Origin of the sequence: Tolypothrix sp. PCC 7601 (genome assembly GCF_025677855.1) — a bacterium.
GTDB lineage: Bacteria > Cyanobacteriota > Cyanobacteriia > Cyanobacteriales > Nostocaceae > Aulosira > Aulosira diplosiphon.
The window spans coordinates 8,294,939-8,311,415 of the sequence record NZ_CP064879.1; the positions used below are offsets into that span (position 1 = coordinate 8,294,939).

The following is a 16,477-nucleotide window of genomic DNA, read 5'->3' on the forward strand; positions in this document are numbered from 1 at the left end:
AATTTTTATCGAGGTGAATTTTACGAATTAGGAATTATTCACAACTGTTAAATCAAACCAAAAAGTTGTACCTACTCCCACTTCACTAACTAAATGCACTTGGCTACGATGTCTTTCGATAATATTGCGGACAATGGAAAGACCTAAACCTGTACCTTCAAGGGTGTGAACGCGATTTTCTACGCGGAAGAAGCGGTCAAAAATCGCTTGTTGGTCTTCTGAATCAATGCCAATGCCAGTATCAGAGACTTCGATTCGCACAGGTAGCGGCTGATTGTGAGAAGTATGGATGAAATCTAATTGATAGGCGCGGATAGCTACTTTACCGCCAGCAGGTGTAAATTTGAGAGCATTACCCACTAAATTAGCTAATACTTGTAGTAATAAATCATAATTACCTAACACTAAGGGTAACTGTGGGGCTACTTCTTGAATTAATTCAATGCCTTTATCTTTGGCATTTAATTGATAAGTTCGTAAGGTTTGTTCAATTGCTTGCGATAAATCTACGCCATCAAAATTGTAGGCGCGACCTGATTCTAATTTGGATAAATCTAAAACATCGTTGACTAAGCGTGTTAGGCGATCGGTTTCATGATTAACTGTTTGTAAAAACTCTTGGCGCTGTTCTATACTCAAGTCTTCGCCGTAGTCATGTAATGTTTCGATAAAAGATTTGATGTTAAATAAAGGTGTTCGTAGTTCGTGAGAAACGTTGCTGATAAATTGACTTTTCGCTTCGTTAAGTTCTACTTCCCGGGTGATATCTTGCACTGTAATGGCAATGCCTTTAATGCTTTCCCGTTGTAAATTTAACACTGTAGTCAGCAAAATTCTGATTGTGCGTTTTGTGGGTTCGTTCAGCGCAATGCGAAACTCAGCACTTTCACATTCACCCGCAGCCATTTCATATAAAGGCCGGGTAATTTCCATTTGCACAGCCGAGGGCAAATGATATAACACATTGCTACCTACGACCTCTTCATTTTCCCAGGCAAAAATGCGTTGTGCTGTGGGGTTGATTAAAATTACCTGCATATTATTATCAATCAACACCGCACCATCAGCAATGGTAGAAACTAGAGTTTCTAACTTGGCTTTTTCTGCCGTTAGTTCCTCAATATTTTGTTCTTCATAGCTTTCTAGACGCTGTGCCATGTCATTAAAGCTTAAAATTAACTCTCCTAGTTCACCTCCTAGGGGTAAGTCAATTCTTTGCTTGAAGTTTCCGGCGGCGATTTGTTTCACGCCTACCAGTAGTTCTTTAATGGGTTTGGTAATTGTTAAAGCATTAATTACCCCTGCCAAAATTACCATTACCCAAATGGTGATAAAAACAGCAATGGTAACATCACGGGTGAAATTGGTGGAGATGACAGCAGTTTGGTTGGGGTTAATGCCAATCGCCAATACACCCAAGTATTTTTTATTGACGATTAATGGTACAAACACATCAGTTACAGCACCATCAGGTGTCATGTGTTGCCGTACCATTGGCTTGTCCCCTTCCCCAGGGTAATCTTCTGGCAGTTGGATTCGCCGTTCAATGGTGAGGGAGTTTTTCACCTCCGCTTCCCAAAAAGGAATGCCAAAAAAGATATTCCCCGTTTCATCAGCGTAAAGCATATAGCGCACACTAGAGGTGCTGCTGTAGAAGCGTTGGGAAAATTGGGCAACTTCAGTGAGATTTTGGTCAGCCACTAAAGGGGCGACATTGGCAGCTAGCAGCAGTCCCAAGTCACGACCGAAGCGCGTGTCATTCATCCGCGCATCCTGTTGAATTGTATTCACCGCCCAAAAGGTCAGACCACTCATAACTAACGAAACCACCAAAGTGGCAACAGCTAACAGCTTCGTCTGGAGGGTGAAATCTGACCACCAATTCGCGATCGTTTCTCGGATTGTCTTCACAAGAGCCAGCATCTTAAATAAAAGTTGTTAGTAGTTTTATAAACCCCAACAACTAAAAAATTAACAGTTAATTTGATCAAAATGTAGAGTTAGGGAGATTTTAAGGATGAATTGACTTCATCCTTTAACATTTATTGGAAGTCGGTGGGAAACTCCATCCCCTTGTGGGTGAAGAGGGATAGCCGCCCGCCGACTTGGGGCATTGGGCATTGGGCATTGGGAACTCTTAGCCATGCCCCATGCCCCATGCCCCATGCCCTAAAACTCCATCCCCTTGTGGGTGGAGTTTTTCATACTTCAGCCTTTCTCAGCACTCTATGACCAATATCTCTACGGTAATACATTCCTTCAAAGTGAATTGATTGAATGCCGACGTATGCTTGGGCGATCGCCTCTGCAAAATCCCCACCAATACCAGTTACATTTAATACTCGTCCGCCATCGGTTACTATTTGCTGCTGTTCATTGAGCTTAGTCCCTGCATGGAACACAGTCACATTGGCAGTTGTTGTTTGCTCAGTACCAGTAATTACCTGTCCTTTTTCATACGCTCCGGGATAGCCGCCAGCCGCAGCCACGACGGTAGCCGCTGCACCTGGTTTCCAAGCAATCGGGGGCATTTCGCCTAAACGCTGCTGTACACAAGCTAAAATCAATTCTTCTAAAGGCGTTTCTAAAAGTGGCAGAATTACTTGGGTTTCGGGATCGCCAAAGCGACAGTTAAATTCCAAAACCTTAAAGTCGCCATCGGGTGAAATCATTAACCCGGCGTAAAGTACACCTCGGTAATCGATGCCTTTAGCTTTTAAAGCTGCGATCGCTCTTTCTAAAACTTCTTGTTGAACTCGCGCCATTAACTCTGGGGTGGCGATTGGTGCAGGGGCGTAAGCTCCCATTCCACCAGTATTTTCTCCGGTATCGCCTTCCCCAATCCGCTTATGATCCTGTGCTGGCAGTAAAGGGCGAATGGTTAAGCCATCAGTTAAGGCTAAAACCGAAACTTCTTGCCCAATCAAGCATTCTTCAATAACTATAAATTCTCCAGCACTGCCAAATTGCCCCTGGAAAATCGTATCAATGGCATTGTGGGCTTGTTCTATCGTTTCCGCCACTATGACACCCTTACCAGCCGCCAAGCCATCGGCTTTCACCACAATCGGCGCACCTTGAGCCTTCACATAGGATTTCGCGGCGGCGGCTTCTGTAAAGACTGCGGCTTTAGCTGTGGGAATCCCCGCTTCTTGCATCAAAGCTTTTGCCCAAGCCTTACTAGCTTCAATTTGCGCCCCAGCTTTAACAGGGCCAAATACCATCAATCCTTTTGCCTGGAGATAATCTGTAATTCCCTTAGCTAAAGGCACCTCTGGCCCCACTACCACGAGAGTTATGCCATTTTCCAGTGCAAATTTGCTAATTCCATCAAAATCATCCACAGCTAAAGGCAAGTTTTGACAACCTGTCATACTCGCCGTACCCCCATTACCAGGGACACAAACAACTTGCTCAATTTGCTTAGATTGCAGCAGTTTCCAAGCCAGAGCGTGTTCGCGCCCCCCATTCCCAATAACTAAAACTTTCACAGATTTCCTCTTGTATCCCTTGGGCTACTCGCGGATCAATTTTTTCATCAATTCCGATCATCATGCAAGGCCTGGGGGGAAAAGGGGAAGGGGGAAAGGTTTGGATTTACCCTTTCACCTTTTTACCTTTTACCCTTTTACCTAATCTACTTTGGCTGAATCCATCACATCAAAAGATGGTTTTGCCATTGGTGGCATTTCTGCTCTTGGTGCAGGGGGAGAAATGGTGCTGGGAGATGGGGGTGCAGGTAGCCTACGGTGTCATTGGTGTCAACTTAACGTGAAACCCTCTTTGTGCAAAGGTTTTGCCCTCACCCCCAGCCCCTCTCCCAGCAGGAGAGGGGAGCAAGAGATTTAATTCCCCTTCTCCCTCAGGGAGAAGGGGTTAGGGGATGAGGGCGCGAGGTATTTGTACAACGCCCGCCATATACAGCTTTTAGCTTAAGTTTACACCAATGATCGGTGCCGTGCCCCTACCGTGCAATCTTTCCCCCTTACCCCTTACCCCTTCCCCCTTACCCATCCAACCTTTTAACCTTAACCAAAACCGGAATATACTGTTGAATCATCCAGATTAAAGTCTCAAGAGTTGAGTTACCTTGGTCAATACGGGTTTTAGCTTGTAAGCCAATGAGAAATACTTGCATAGCCAGTAACAAAGCAATGGTTTTGTTGGCAATATTTTTAAATCTTGCTGATGCTCACGCTGCTTTTGTGGAGAAATATCGGCAGAAAACCCACAATAATAGACTTTTTGCAAAAGTCGTAATTTTCAAATTCTTCTTTGCATTTTTGCACGCCAGTTGCTTTAAGTCGGCGGAGCATTGTTTCCAGTTATCTTTGCATTAGGTGGCGAAGTGGCAACAGCAGAAATTGCCCGTGCAATTGTAGATGTAGCGCGATGGTGGCGGTGATTTAACAGCGATCAGTTCGTTACACATCATCTATTTACAGCTAATCAACCCAGTTCTCTAATAACAGCGCAGGAATGCGCGAAAATTCTCTTAGATTATTAGTAACAAGAATAACTCCTAAACTTAGAGCATGAGCAGCAATGAGCATATCCATTGCACCAATAATGATTCCTCTAGTTTCGAGATCGCTTCTAATGCTGCCGTAAATCGTTGCTGCTGTTGGATTGAAATCAACTATTTCTAGGGGTAGCAAAAATTGTAGCAGGGCGGTGCGGTTTTTCTCTTGCTGTTGGCTCTTGGCTACTCCATATTCAAGTTCCGCCACAGTGATAGAGGAGATACCCACATCAGAAATGCTCAGGTTTGAAATTTATCCAGCACTTTTTGGGGTTTTTGCTTGATGATATAAATGCAGATATTTGTATCAAGCAGGTATTGCATTTACAAACTCTCTCTGGTGTCTATTAGTGGCTGCTCTCTAGTAGTCATGAAATCATCGGAGAAATTGTCCAAACTCTCAATGAGAGATTGCCAGGAGTTATCTTTGGCAATGAGAATAATGGCATTACCAATTTTTTTAATATAAACTTCCGTGCCAGTGAGTTGAAAATCTTCCGGCAAAATCACAACTTGGTGAGTGCCATCAGTGCTAAGTTTAGCGGTGTTCATGAGAATTTATATAGAAATTTGGTTTCGTACACTTTAGCTTTCAGTTTAGAGTAGCTAATCTCAAGCATATCTGGGTTTTGATGGATATTGTTCACCCTATGGACAAACATCGTGTTATTTTCCACAATTAGCGATCGCATTCTGACGGTTTTGTGATGCAGGTAGGATTTTTGGGCTTACAGCGTTGGGATTTGGGGATTTGATCGCCTTCCCAGTCTCAAAGTATAGAGTGCGATCGCTGCTCGACAAAATGCGATCGCGGTTGACTACTCCAGAAAAAGCGATCGCTTCTCTACAAAATGCGATCGCTTTTCTAATTCGCTCGGTTAGCAAGATATTCATCGATAGTTAATGACTCGCCGTCCCTATACTCAGCACGCACCGCTTGAATTTCTGCGACTGTTTCTGCATCGTCTTCATACAATGCTTCTTCCGCTTCAAAAATCTGTTGCTCAATTAGCTCTTGAAGTTGACGCTTTTCTTGTAAATCAAGAGAAGATATTGCTTCTGCTAAAGTTTCTAAAGAGAGTTGTAGTTTAACAATAGCTGGCATTTTTCTCCTACTAGGTGCGTTTTTTCGCATTTTGGCTCATGATGCTGATTTTAACAGTTATGTTTTTGCCAAGGCGAAATGCCGTCTTTTCTAGAGAATAGTAGGCGATTTCTACCACCAAGCGATGCAGCATCTACGCCAAATCAGCCTTCTTTCCCAAAATTACCTCATCCATAGAGAACATCGGTTCCTTCATAACCAACGTGATCGGGTTGTCTATCAATGAGCGCTCATCCATAGAGAACATCGGTTCCTTCACAACCAACGTGATCGGGTTGTCTATCAATGAACGCTCATCCATAGAGAACATCGGTTCCTTCATGACCAACGTGATCGGGTTGTCTATCAATGAGCGCTCCTTCGTTCACAACCAGATCTCATTCACAACCAACGAGCCAATTTTTTGCATTAAGAGGCTGTACCTCGCGCCCTCATCCCCTAACCCCTTCTCCCGCAGGAGAAGGGGAACTAAATCTCTTGCTCCCCTCGCCCTGTGGGAGAGGGGCTGGGGGTGAGGGCGAAACCTTGCAACCAAACGGGTTTCACTCCGTTCAACCCAACAAAGTTGTGACAATGTTAGGTTTCGTCCCTCAAACGCCACTTGCTTTAAGCCGGGAAACCCGTCAACGCAGTAGCTCCCCAACCTACGCCTAGGTGTCAATACTTGTCGCTTAAGGGGAAAAGGGGAAGAAAAAACCTTGAACCCTTAACCTTTCACCTTTCACCTTTTCCCCAAAACCAATTTTGCTTTCAAAATGCTTAACCGATATTTCGGTGTTGGGTTTCCTTACGTCAACCCAACCTACTCATCAACGCTCATAATACTGCTTTGGCTGTAGTTGATGCCTCCAAAACTGATATTGATAAGTTATACCGTTTTGAAAAAAGATGGGTGGGGCACGGCACCTGTAAGATATTTGATATACCAAAAGATTGTGGATGCCGTGCCCCTACAAAGAATTTATCTGTCGCAAACATTATTTGAATTGGTATTAGAAAAAACCTTGGTGTTTTATGTGAAAATATGCTGATGTCTGTTGCTGGCAGATACGGAAAAGAAAGCGCTGAATATGTGCAAGCTGGTGGAGTATTCAAGAGTGATGGCTTCGCCAACGCCAAGAGCGATCGCATCCGCAAGGCTACTATCACTCACATCAAATCAGGTACAGAGAAACCACCTGTTGAGCCGATAGAAACAGCATAATACCAATTCTTTATTACGATATATAGGACTCATATTTGATTTCTGAAATACACGTAGTGGACTGACACGCCAAAAATAGTGCATGAAAAAAACTCTTGTGGGATGGGCATCTTGCCCGTCCGGGGCGGACAAGATGTCCACCCCACAAGAAAAATTATTGCAACATTTAAGGCTTGCCACGCCAGTAGGGTGTGTTGTCGCGCAGCGCAACGCACCAAAGCCCAGAATACGGTGCGTTATCACGAAGTGTAACGCACCCTACTGGCTACCCAAAAGGTGATGAAGTTTCCCGCAGACTTACTATGAAAACTACTTTAGACTTGTTGCATTTGAATTGTGAGAATGACTGTGGTTGTGAGAATTCGGGGTATTCGCCAAGTTAAGAGCGATCGCCTAATTTTTTCAATTACTTCATGGTCTTCTAAAGAAGACAATTGCTCATCAAGCACTACCTGTCTCACCCTTCCTTTGCTGATTTGCAAATCAAAGACTAAATTGCCACTGAAAATTGTAGAGAACTGAATTGATTGTAAATGTTGAGTAAGCAGAGAAATCATTTGTTGATCCAATCCTGATACGCTGACAATTTGCGGACGATAAACAGGCGCAATTTCTGAGAGTTTCCCTGCCAATTCTTCCAATTCTGCATCTCTAGTCCCAAAATTTCCGCCGCCTGGGATTGGATAATTACTTTCCTTTTTAGCCTTTTTCCTTTCTACTTTGGCTGAATCCATCGCATCAAAAGATGGTTTTGCCATTGGTGGCATTTCTGCCCTGGATGCAGGGGGAGAAATAGTGCTGGGTGGTGGTGCAGATAGCTGAGGCGAGGAATAGACCATTTCCACCATAGGCGCAGCCATTGCAGTTGGTACAGCACTACCAAATATGCCCTCATAGCTAATACCTTCAGGCATTTCTACAGGTACTTGCACAGAAACAGAAGCCTCGCTGGGATTAACACGCACATCATCGCTGACGGCAACGAAGGCTGTATATTGCGATAACAGTTGATAGGTAAGGGCTGTATCCGTCACAGCTTCTACACCTAGCTTGGTTTCACCACTCACCATCTGATTCATTAAATCTTTGATGCGGGAACGACCCCAAAGTTGTGCGATCGCAGGATTACCTGTGGCTGTAAAATCCAGTTGGAAGGTGTGTTGGTAGCGCGTACCACCTGCAGCTATGCCAGTAATATGCAATTTTCCTGCACGACTATCTGGTTTGCAGCCAAATAGCACTAACGGCTGTTCTGCAAATAAATCCGGTGGTGTGGAAGGATACATAACTGGGGATGTACCATCGCCTTCCCATTGCAAGTTAATGTTGGCGAGGACAGGATTGTTAATCTGGCGGAAGAATTTTTCCACTACTTGATCAGTTGGTTCATCATGGCGAATCACGCGCGCCATACCCCGCCCTAATTCCGCAATGCGATTGAGTAGGAAACGATTCACCGAACTACCTGCGCCAAAGCTGTAAAGGCGGGTTCCCGGTTTGAGATGGCGTTGCACTTCTGCCAAAATTTGGTTTTCGTTGCCGATATAGCCATCAGTCAGCAGTACAATACTCCGCAAGCGTCCAGGATCTGTAACGGGGAAGTTCAACACCGCACGAATCCCGCGTAACATTTCTGTTCCGCCACCTGCATTTAATTGATTGATGTAATTAATCGCTAAGGTGCGATTTTGCGGGGTATTGGGGAGGGGAACAGGTGAAAGTTGCTGAGTGGTATCAGAAAAATCAATAATGCTGAAAGTGTCGTCAGGATTCAGCCCATTAATAAAACGCCGCATTAATTCCTGACATTGCATCAATGGTGCGCCACTTTGAGAACCAGAGGTGTCAATCAGAAACACCACATCTTTGGGAACCATCTGTTCTGGGCGATACTGGACAGCCGGAATTAAATAAACGGCAAAGTGTCCACCCCGTTTGTCATTTTGGGAGAGTACAGTTGTTTGAGTGCTTTTACCTGCTACTTGGTAGCGTAAAATCAAGTCTTTATTAGGAATTGTATCTCCACCCGCGAGTTTGACTTGTACTCGTTGTCCCTCATAGGCGATTTGGATTTGGTGAGAAGGTGAGGAAATATCCTGAATGTCCACCCCCGCATTAATTTCTACCGTGACATTTATATCATGGCGAGAGCGAGTACCCGCAGGTAAAATCGGTGCATTCAAGCGCGAAGCATCTGGTACTAAGTCAGTATCTTGATTTTGCAACATCGGTGCAGCAGCAGAACCGCCACCTTGGGTATTGTCTTCAATGGTTGTCCCAGGAATGTAACGTGGCCCTACCACCATTGGGAAGACAAACTCATAATTTCCCGCCGTAAATTTTAGGCTTTCGGTGTAGCGAATAATCACATCAATTTGCTCACCGGGTTTGATATTAGCGAGGGATTGAGTAAAAATGTTATCTCGTTCTTGTTCCAGCAGCCCAGCCGTGCGTCCTTGTTGTTTAGCTTGCTCGTAGATTTGCTGTGCTTCTTGGCGCTTTTTGATACTGCCTTGAATAGTGCGATCGCCAATGCGAATCAGCATATCATCAACAGCAGCCTCATCAGGTAACGGAAATATATAAACAGCTTCTAATGTAGTTGTGAAGGGATTTTCAAAGCTTTGGGTAACTTCCACCCGCGAGATATTACCCGCTACTTGCGCTTGTACTTCAGTGTGCTTTAAAGGAAAAGCAATTTGCTGTTGATCGGGAGTTTGAACATATAAGCCACCAGCTTGGCGTTCTAAAGTTTGAGTCATATAAATTACCTATCGCTATTTCTTTCCTGTCTCTAGCGTAGGTGGGTTAATCGGGCAAAAGTGCTCACCTTTGTGCTCACTATATGCTCAGATGGTGTTTTTGGGCATAGGGCATTGGCATGGGGCATGGGGCATGGGGCATGGGGCATTGGGCATTGGTGTCAACTTAGGGACTTCCAAATAAAAAAATATCCCAGTATTTATTGTGGGGTGGACATCTTGTCCGCCCAGATTATGTGGCGGGCATCTTGCCCGCCCCACAAGATGGAATAATTTATTTCTTGTAAATCCCTTAAGCTAAAAGCTATATAGGGTGGGCGTTGTACAAATACCTCGCGCCCTCATCCCCTAACCCCTTCTCCCCCAGGAGAAGGAGAACTAAATCTCTTGCTCCCTTCTCCCTGTGGGAGAGGGGCTGGGGGTGAGGGCGAAACCTTGCACAAGAGCGAGTTTCACATTAAGTTGACACCAATGCCCCATCCCATTTAGGTAAGCCAGTAGTTAATTTAATTACGAATTACAAACTACGAATTACTAATTATTTGCTTAGTTTTGAGCGTGCTTACCTATAACCTGAGCAAAATCCGGCACTGCGTCCTCAACATATTGCTTGGCAGAACCGCGAAACTTGTCATAAGTCCCGCGAACAATGGAGCGAGTACTCTTTTGTACCCTCTGATCTGTAACACTTAGCAGTGCATCAGCGGCGCGAGAGCGGCTTTCAACCAAGTAATCTACCGGATCGCCCTTCTGTACGCCTTCACTCCAGATGGGATCGATTGCTGTGAAGCACTGTGGTAGCAGCTGCTCAACAACGTAAGGGATATATCCTGGTTTAACGCCCTTAAGTGCAGCAAAGGCAGTTTTGAGGGCCATACCACCTAAACCTGACTTTGAAGCGATCTGTTTTTCGATCATCGTGCAGCAGTCATCTACAAGCAAGTCTTTTTTGTTTGGGTTCAAGAGTTCTTCGCTCAGTCCCATTTAATTCCTCCTTAATTTCACACTACTTAATTTTTATTCAACTAGTTTTCTGAGCAGCCAGGAAAATACAACCTAGGATAGGATGTTTCAAATCCTACTAAGCGCACCCAGAAATTCTAAACGAATTCCTGGGTGCGTTGCCATACACAAGGTATGAAAAAGACAATTAACACTTCAAGTTAAGTTGATCAATTCCGGATTATTCATATCAGGACTTACGCAAGCAAAATTTGTCATTGCGACCGGAACGTAGTGTAGGGAAGCAATCCCATAGTTTTAGGGGATTACGTCGCTACGCTCGTAATGACGTAATTCCGTGACTTTTGCGTAAGTCCTACATATTTAGAAGACAAGGGAGAAATTACGAAATCGTCTTTACGCCTTCCCCATGACCCCTTTCCTCTTAACATATCAAGCGCTAGCTTTCATGCTCTTGAGGATTAGTTATGTTTTTATCAGTTTCCAGTAGACGAGAAATAAATACGTCTGGTTTTCTGCTAACAACAGACTGAACTTTATCAATCGCAATTACTTCACTGATTTTGACAATCATTTCCCACAGAGTATCTTCCTCTGTCTCTTTGTTGTAAGTTCTGTGCTTGAACCACAACAAATCATCCCAAACTCCGATAACTGTGGCGAAATACCATTTATCTCTGATTAATACCCAGATTTCTTGTTCTAAATAGGTCTGTAGGATGGATTTCACAATGGTTGAGATAATGAAAAGACATTGCGCTCCAGATTACACGGGTGTTACACTGTGTTGCTACAGTAAAAGTACGTAATTATTAAGTGCAAAATCACCTATTCCTTAAGAGATAAGCCTTTAGAGTATTCAATTTATTCCTTATATGGCAGAGTCTACATCTTTAGAGAATGTCGATTGCTTATGCATTTAGTGTGTAGATTAAAACCTCTATTTGGAGATGAGGGGGATGTAGACGCTTTGCGGCTACTCTACGAGAATGCCTAAAGGCGAACCTGCAGGATAGGAGACAAGGGGAGAGATAATTACCACCTGTGTCAACTTAATGTGAAACCCGCTCTTGTGCAAGGTTTTTGCCCTCACCCCCAACCCCTCTCCCACCAGGAGAGGGGAGCAAGAGATTTAATTCCCCTTCTCCTGCGGGAGAAGGGGTTAGGGGATGAGGGCGCGAGGTATTTGTACAACGCCCACCCTCTATAGCTTTTAGCTTAAGTTGACACTAATGGATAATTACCAATGCCCAATGCCCCATGCCCCATGCCCCTTCAATTGGTATTAGTTTAATAACAGGATGAACTGACTAAAGCTGAGGTGTTTATGGCAGAAGCGAAGAACGTACTAGGAACCAATCTGGAGATTTGTTGTACTTCTCCGATGACTGGTTATTACCGAGATGGGGTGTGCAATACAGGGGGTCAAGATTTTGGGATGCACGTTGTATGTGCTCAAATGACAGCAGAATTTTTAGAATTTACTAAATCTCAAGGAAACGACCTCAGCACACCTGTTCCTCAATTTAATTTTCCCGGATTGCAGCCAGGCGATCGCTGGTGTTTATGTGCGGCTCGTTGGCAAGAAGCGCTAGAAGCTGGCGTTGCTCCCCCCGTTGTGCTTGCATCAACCCATTCTCGAGCTTTGGAAGTCTGTAATTTAGACGATATGAAAAAACACGCTGTAGGGGGGAAATAGGGAATGGGGAATGGGTAATGGGTAATGGGTAATGGGGAATGGGTAATGGGTAATTGGTAATAGTGACAAACACCAAACACCTGAAACAAAGCAGATTTTAAATTTGGTAGTAGTTAGTTAATTCAAAACCGCTAGCTGTCAGTGCTTGGCGCACCTGCTTACTCAATAACGCTGCAAGTTCTACTTCACCGGCTCCTGATGGGCCGTTTAGTGGTTCGCCTGGTTGAATGACTGCGGGATGGGAATAAATCTCTACTAAGTCTGCTTGAATTTGTGGAATTAGACCTAGCAAGTATTCCTCACTCATATTTCCAGTTTGCAGCAATCCATAAACGCGATCGGCGTATTTAATACCGTGTGCTTTGAGTAAACTTTCACCATAGCTGCGGAGTCTGCCAAATACCCCTGACCAGACTAATTTATTAAATAGTCCAGTGCGGTCAAGCTTGAGAGTCATTGCTAGTTCTTCCGATGGCAAACGGATGACGCGAATATTAAATTCCTGGGCTAATTCCACTAATATCCGCATTACTACGGGATGAGTATGTAAATGTAAATGCCCATCCACATGAGAAAGAGTCAGCCCAGAGTCGCGGAATTTTGTTAACTGGGCGCGGATTTCTTGCCGCAATTCCTCACGAGCAGCAGAATTAAATTGATAGCGTAACCCAGCGTGAAAAGGACTATCGGAGAAATTACCCTGAGAGTTTACCAAATGGGGAATTTGGGAGGGTGGGAGAACAGCCCGACCGCACACCAGCACTAAATGCAGACCAACAGCCAAATTAGGGTGATTACTTGCCCAAGCGATCGCATCTCCGGCAGCATCTCCAGTTACCATCAAACTGGTACTAGTTAATACACCCTGTTCATAAGCTTGAATAATTGCTTGATTGACCCCAGCAGAAAAGCCAAAGTCATCAGCATTAATAATTACATGGCGGGCTTTTGTCATTGGTCATTTGTCATTTGTCATTTGTCATTTGTCATTTGTCATTTGTCATTTGTCATTTGTCATTTGTCATTTGTCATTTGTCATTTGGTAATTGGTTTTTGTTATTTCTCCCTCATCCCCCTCATCCCCCTCATCCCCCTCATCTCCCCAATCCCTACTCCCCAACCCCCGCGTGTGCAGCAGTCTGCTGATTACGGCGTTCTCTCAGGTAGGAGAAGAACTCTCCGCCTTCGCGCAGGCGACGTACCATCATCTGGCGGTCTGTAAGCATTTCCTTGACAATGGGGATAATTGCTTTGGGACGGAAGTAGAATTTCCGATACATACGCTCAACTGCGTCTTCGATTTCTTCACTGGAAAGCGTGGGATATTGCAATGTTGAGGTTTGAATACCGGAGTTAGCTACCAAAGATTGGTTAGTAAACCAACCGTTAGCTTGGGCTTGTTCGTAAAGTTCTGTACCGGGATATGGTGCAGCAATTGAGACTTGAATTGTATGGGGACTGAGTTCGCAAGCGAAGCGAATTGTCTCTTCTACTGTTTCTTGAGTTTCAATTGGTAGACCAATAATGAAAGTGCCATGCACAGTGATCCCTAGCTTATGGCAGTTTTTCATAAATTCCCGCGCCACTTCCAGCTTGATGCCTTTTTTAATGCGGTTGAGAATATCTTGGTTACCAGATTCAAAACCAACAAGCAGCAAGCGCAGACCGTTGTCGCGCAGAGTTTTTAGGGTATCGTAGTCTAAATTGGCACGAGCGTTACAACTCCAAGTGAGTTTGAGCCGCTTCATGTGTTCGCTAATTGCGATCGCACGATGTTTGTCGATGGTAAAGGTATCATCATCAAACATATACTCCCGCACCTTGTCACCAAAGATGGCTTTAGCTTCTTCCATTTCCCGTCCTACAACTTCTGGGCTTTTATGACGGTAGAGGTGACCGCCAATTGTCTGCGGCCAAAGGCAGAAGGTGCATTTTGCCGGACAACCGCGCCCAGTGTAGAAGGAAATGTAAGGATGCAGTAAGTAGCCGATGAAGTATTTGGTAATATCTAAGTCACGGGCATAGGTAGGAAGCACACTGGGCATAGCATCCCAGTCATGAATTAATGGACGTTCCTCATTGTGGCGGATATTAGAGTATTTATCGCGATAGCTAAGACCTTTAATGTCTTCCCAAGGTAGACCCTCAGCTAGTTCTTTGCAGGTATAGTCAAATTCATTGCGACAAACAAAATCAATAACTGGATGATCCTGCAGTGTTTGCTCTGGCAATACTGCCACATGGGCCCCAACAAAACCAATCTGCACATCTGGATTTTGGGCTTTAATGGCCTCAGCACACTTCACATCATTAGCTAATGAAGGTGTACTAGTGTGCATGATTACCAATTCGTAATCCTTAGTGATTTTCAGCACATCTTCCACAGTCTGTCCATGCGGCGGCGCATCCACAAGCTTACTACCCGGCACTAAAGCCGCCGGTTGCGCTAGCCATGTGGGATACCAAAAGGAAGTAATTTCGCGTTTAGCTTGATATCGCGAACCTGCACCACCGTCAAATCCATCAAAAGAAGGAGGACTGAGGAACAAAGTTTTCTTCATTGATAGCTCTCCTTAGTTAAGGTAATGGGTAATGGAAATTGGGCATGGGGCATTGGGCATTGGGCATTGGGCATGGGGCATGGGGCATTGGGCAATGAGTAATGAGTAATGGGTAATGAGTAATTTCTCCCTGTCTCGTTGTCCCTTCATCTCCCTCATCTCCCTCATCTTCCTCATCCCCCTCATCTACCTCATCCCCCTGCCCCCAGTCCCCAGTCCCTCATCAGCTAGCTTTCATATTCACATCGATAAATTTCTTCAGGAGTGCCAAAACATCGTGACGGCTGAGTTTTTCTTTACCGTTAGCTAAGGCATCCAGGGTTCCATGTGCCAAAGTGAGGGGAATTTGGCAAAAGTCTAAAGCAGGGCTGGGTGGCAGGTGTTTAGTGTAAGCATCAGCCAAGGCTAAATTGCGGCGTGCGTATTCATGCATATTTGCGGCAGTCCAACCTTCAGGATAAAAGTCTACACCCCGTTTCAAATCTTCCGCGTGATTACGTAGGATATTCACTGCTTGTAAGCCACGTCCAAAACCTATAGCTTGAGTGCGGTTAGTTTCTGTGCTGTCATACCAAGCCCATAAATCTGATAATAGTAACCCCACCGCCCCTGCAACCCCAAATGTGTAACGATCTAAATCCGATTCTGTTTTAATCTGCCAATTTTGTTCGGCCCAGTACGCCATCCGGTCTGCCATTGCAGCGGTTGCATCCCAAATTCGAGGTGCGATCGATTCAGGTGCTAATATTGACCATTCTCTAATTCCGAGGGTAACTTCTGCTAAAGTATTCTCGTAACCACTAAATCCTGAGGAGAAGGCATCAACCGCAAAGCCATCTACGCCTGCTTGTAATGTCAAGCTAATTGTTCTTAATAGCTGCGCTTTAGTTTGGTTATCCAGTTCTGGATGATCTTCAATTTCATCAATAGCTCGCATACACAAGTATGCTGACGCTACTGCTTCTTGTAATCCCGATGGTAAAATACTAATTGGTATATAAAAAGTTCGACTAGTTTCCTTCAGGATTTGCAGTGCGTCTTGACGTAAATCCATGTTTTCACTCCTCTCTTGATTATCACACCACATGAAGTTTTCGGTTGTTTGATGATACTGGATCTAGTTTTTACTAAACCTTAAAAAATGTATTTTTGCTAGTATTTCCTCTAAAAATTAATAGTTGCTGGTATCACAATTAACAAAAATATCAACTTGTTCAAAGTCTAGTCTAGTATATAGGCATTTAGTGACGAAAATGCATAGTATATGGGATGGTATAGCTATCATCAACTTTTCTTGTAAAGATGAACTATTATGCTGAAAATTGGGCAATTAACAGCACAGTTTTCCAGTAATGAACAGCCAATATTAGATGGTTAATAGCCCTGATGTCTATATGAAATTGACTAGAATAGCATAGTTATTGTATCTATAGAGACAACTAAGCAAAGATTTTTTCAAGGATAATAAAAACCTCAGACTACACCAAGGTCTAGATTGTGAGCAAGAGTAGCCAGGTGAATTTTAGGGAAAAATAGTTGGTGAACACAAATATCACCGCCAGTACTGGTCATGTATAGATATTAATCACGACGATCGCGCACAAGTAGTTCCCGGATATTGAAGCGAAAAAATTTAAGCGATCGCATCTTGAATATCAAAT

At 44.2% G+C, this 16,477-nt stretch carries 17 protein-coding genes and 1 pseudogene; 3 read left to right on the forward strand and 15 right to left on the reverse strand.

All coding sequences use genetic code 11. The annotated features are described in order from the left end of the window. Positions 1-27: 27 nt before the first annotated feature. Entirely contained in the window at positions 28-1,923 is a 1,896-nt protein-coding gene (gene nblS, locus HG267_RS33585) for a two-component system sensor histidine kinase NblS (protein ID WP_045874040.1), read from the reverse strand. A 278-nt stretch (positions 1,924-2,201) separates the two neighbouring features. After that, positions 2,202-3,491 (reverse strand): phosphoribosylamine--glycine ligase, encoded by a 1,290-nt coding sequence (purD, locus tag HG267_RS33590; protein WP_045874041.1) that lies wholly within the window; start codon positions 3,489-3,491, stop codon positions 2,202-2,204. Between the two features lie 151 nt (positions 3,492-3,642). Here purD and HG267_RS33595 point away from each other — a divergent pair, with 151 nt between their 5' ends. Next, positions 3,643-3,849, forward strand: a complete 207-nt coding sequence (locus HG267_RS33595) for a hypothetical protein (protein WP_155539609.1) — start codon at positions 3,643-3,645, stop codon at positions 3,847-3,849. Between the two features lie 157 nt (positions 3,850-4,006). Here HG267_RS33595 and HG267_RS33600 read toward each other — a convergent pair whose 3' ends face one another. The 6 genes and pseudogenes from HG267_RS33600 to HG267_RS33625 all read right to left on the reverse strand — a co-directional run bounded on the left by HG267_RS33600 (position 4,007) and on the right by HG267_RS33625 (position 5,976). Further along, a complete protein-coding gene (locus tag HG267_RS33600) occupies positions 4,007-4,138 on the reverse strand; it encodes a hypothetical protein (RefSeq protein WP_255325363.1) in 132 nt (43 codons plus the stop codon). Between the two features lie 307 nt (positions 4,139-4,445). Next, a pseudogene (gene vapC / locus HG267_RS33605) lies at positions 4,446-4,846 on the reverse strand (type II toxin-antitoxin system tRNA(fMet)-specific endonuclease VapC). Then, the gene (locus HG267_RS33610) at positions 4,847-5,074 is read right to left on the reverse strand and encodes an antitoxin (protein WP_045874043.1); all 228 of its coding nucleotides are present in this window, start codon (positions 5,072-5,074) and stop codon (positions 4,847-4,849) included. A 114-nt stretch (positions 5,075-5,188) separates the two neighbouring features. Then, a complete protein-coding gene (locus tag HG267_RS33615) occupies positions 5,189-5,416 on the reverse strand; it encodes a hypothetical protein (protein ID WP_096621716.1) in 228 nt (75 codons plus the stop codon). Then, the gene (locus HG267_RS33620) at positions 5,388-5,627 is read right to left on the reverse strand and encodes a hypothetical protein (protein WP_045874044.1); all 240 of its coding nucleotides are present in this window, start codon (positions 5,625-5,627) and stop codon (positions 5,388-5,390) included. The genes HG267_RS33615 and HG267_RS33620 overlap by 29 nt, the downstream gene beginning before the upstream one ends. Positions 5,628-5,760: 133 nt before the next feature. Beyond that, positions 5,761-5,976, reverse strand: coding sequence for a hypothetical protein (locus HG267_RS33625; protein WP_155539611.1), 216 nt, complete (start codon positions 5,974-5,976; stop codon positions 5,761-5,763). A gap of 681 nt (positions 5,977-6,657) precedes the next feature. Here HG267_RS33625 and HG267_RS33630 point away from each other — a divergent pair. Further along, positions 6,658-6,831 carry a hypothetical protein gene (locus tag HG267_RS33630; protein WP_263420002.1) on the forward strand — a complete coding sequence of 58 codons (174 nt, stop codon included), beginning with the start codon at positions 6,658-6,660 and terminating at the stop codon, positions 6,829-6,831. 314 nt (positions 6,832-7,145) lie between these two features. On the opposite strand, the gene HG267_RS33635 is transcribed toward HG267_RS33630, so the two are convergent. The 3 genes from HG267_RS33635 to HG267_RS33645 form a co-directional block, all read right to left on the reverse strand. Beyond that, complete coding sequence (locus HG267_RS33635) at positions 7,146-9,593, reverse strand: VIT domain-containing protein (RefSeq protein ID WP_045874048.1); 2,448 nt, start codon at positions 9,591-9,593, stop codon at positions 7,146-7,148. Between the two features lie 546 nt (positions 9,594-10,139). Next, the gene (locus tag HG267_RS33640) at positions 10,140-10,577 is read right to left on the reverse strand and encodes a DUF6918 family protein (RefSeq protein ID WP_045874049.1); all 438 of its coding nucleotides are present in this window, start codon (positions 10,575-10,577) and stop codon (positions 10,140-10,142) included. A gap of 418 nt (positions 10,578-10,995) precedes the next feature. Further along, entirely contained in the window at positions 10,996-11,286 is a 291-nt protein-coding gene (locus HG267_RS33645) for a hypothetical protein (RefSeq protein ID WP_045874050.1), read from the reverse strand. Between the two features lie 597 nt (positions 11,287-11,883). Here HG267_RS33645 and HG267_RS33650 point away from each other — a divergent pair. Then, positions 11,884-12,255: a DUF2237 family protein gene (locus tag HG267_RS33650; RefSeq protein WP_045874051.1), complete on the forward strand. Its 372-nt coding sequence runs from the start codon at positions 11,884-11,886 to the stop codon at positions 12,253-12,255. Positions 12,256-12,352: 97 nt separating this feature from the next. On the opposite strand, the gene hpnK is transcribed toward HG267_RS33650, so the two are convergent. The 4 genes from hpnK to HG267_RS33670 all read right to left on the reverse strand — a co-directional run bounded on the left by hpnK (position 12,353) and on the right by HG267_RS33670 (position 15,870). After that, entirely contained in the window at positions 12,353-13,210 is an 858-nt protein-coding gene (gene hpnK / locus HG267_RS33655; protein WP_045874052.1) for a hopanoid biosynthesis-associated protein HpnK, read from the reverse strand. A gap of 154 nt (positions 13,211-13,364) precedes the next feature. Next, the gene (gene hpnJ / locus HG267_RS33660) at positions 13,365-14,816 is read right to left on the reverse strand and encodes a hopanoid biosynthesis associated radical SAM protein HpnJ (protein ID WP_045874053.1); all 1,452 of its coding nucleotides are present in this window, start codon (positions 14,814-14,816) and stop codon (positions 13,365-13,367) included. A 12-nt stretch (positions 14,817-14,828) separates the two neighbouring features. Then, the gene (locus HG267_RS33665) at positions 14,829-14,966 is read right to left on the reverse strand and encodes a hypothetical protein (RefSeq protein WP_155539615.1); all 138 of its coding nucleotides are present in this window, start codon (positions 14,964-14,966) and stop codon (positions 14,829-14,831) included. 73 nt (positions 14,967-15,039) lie between these two features. Beyond that, positions 15,040-15,870, reverse strand: coding sequence for a squalene/phytoene synthase family protein (locus tag HG267_RS33670; protein ID WP_081584148.1), 831 nt, complete (start codon positions 15,868-15,870; stop codon positions 15,040-15,042). Positions 15,871-16,477: the final 607 nt, after the last annotated feature.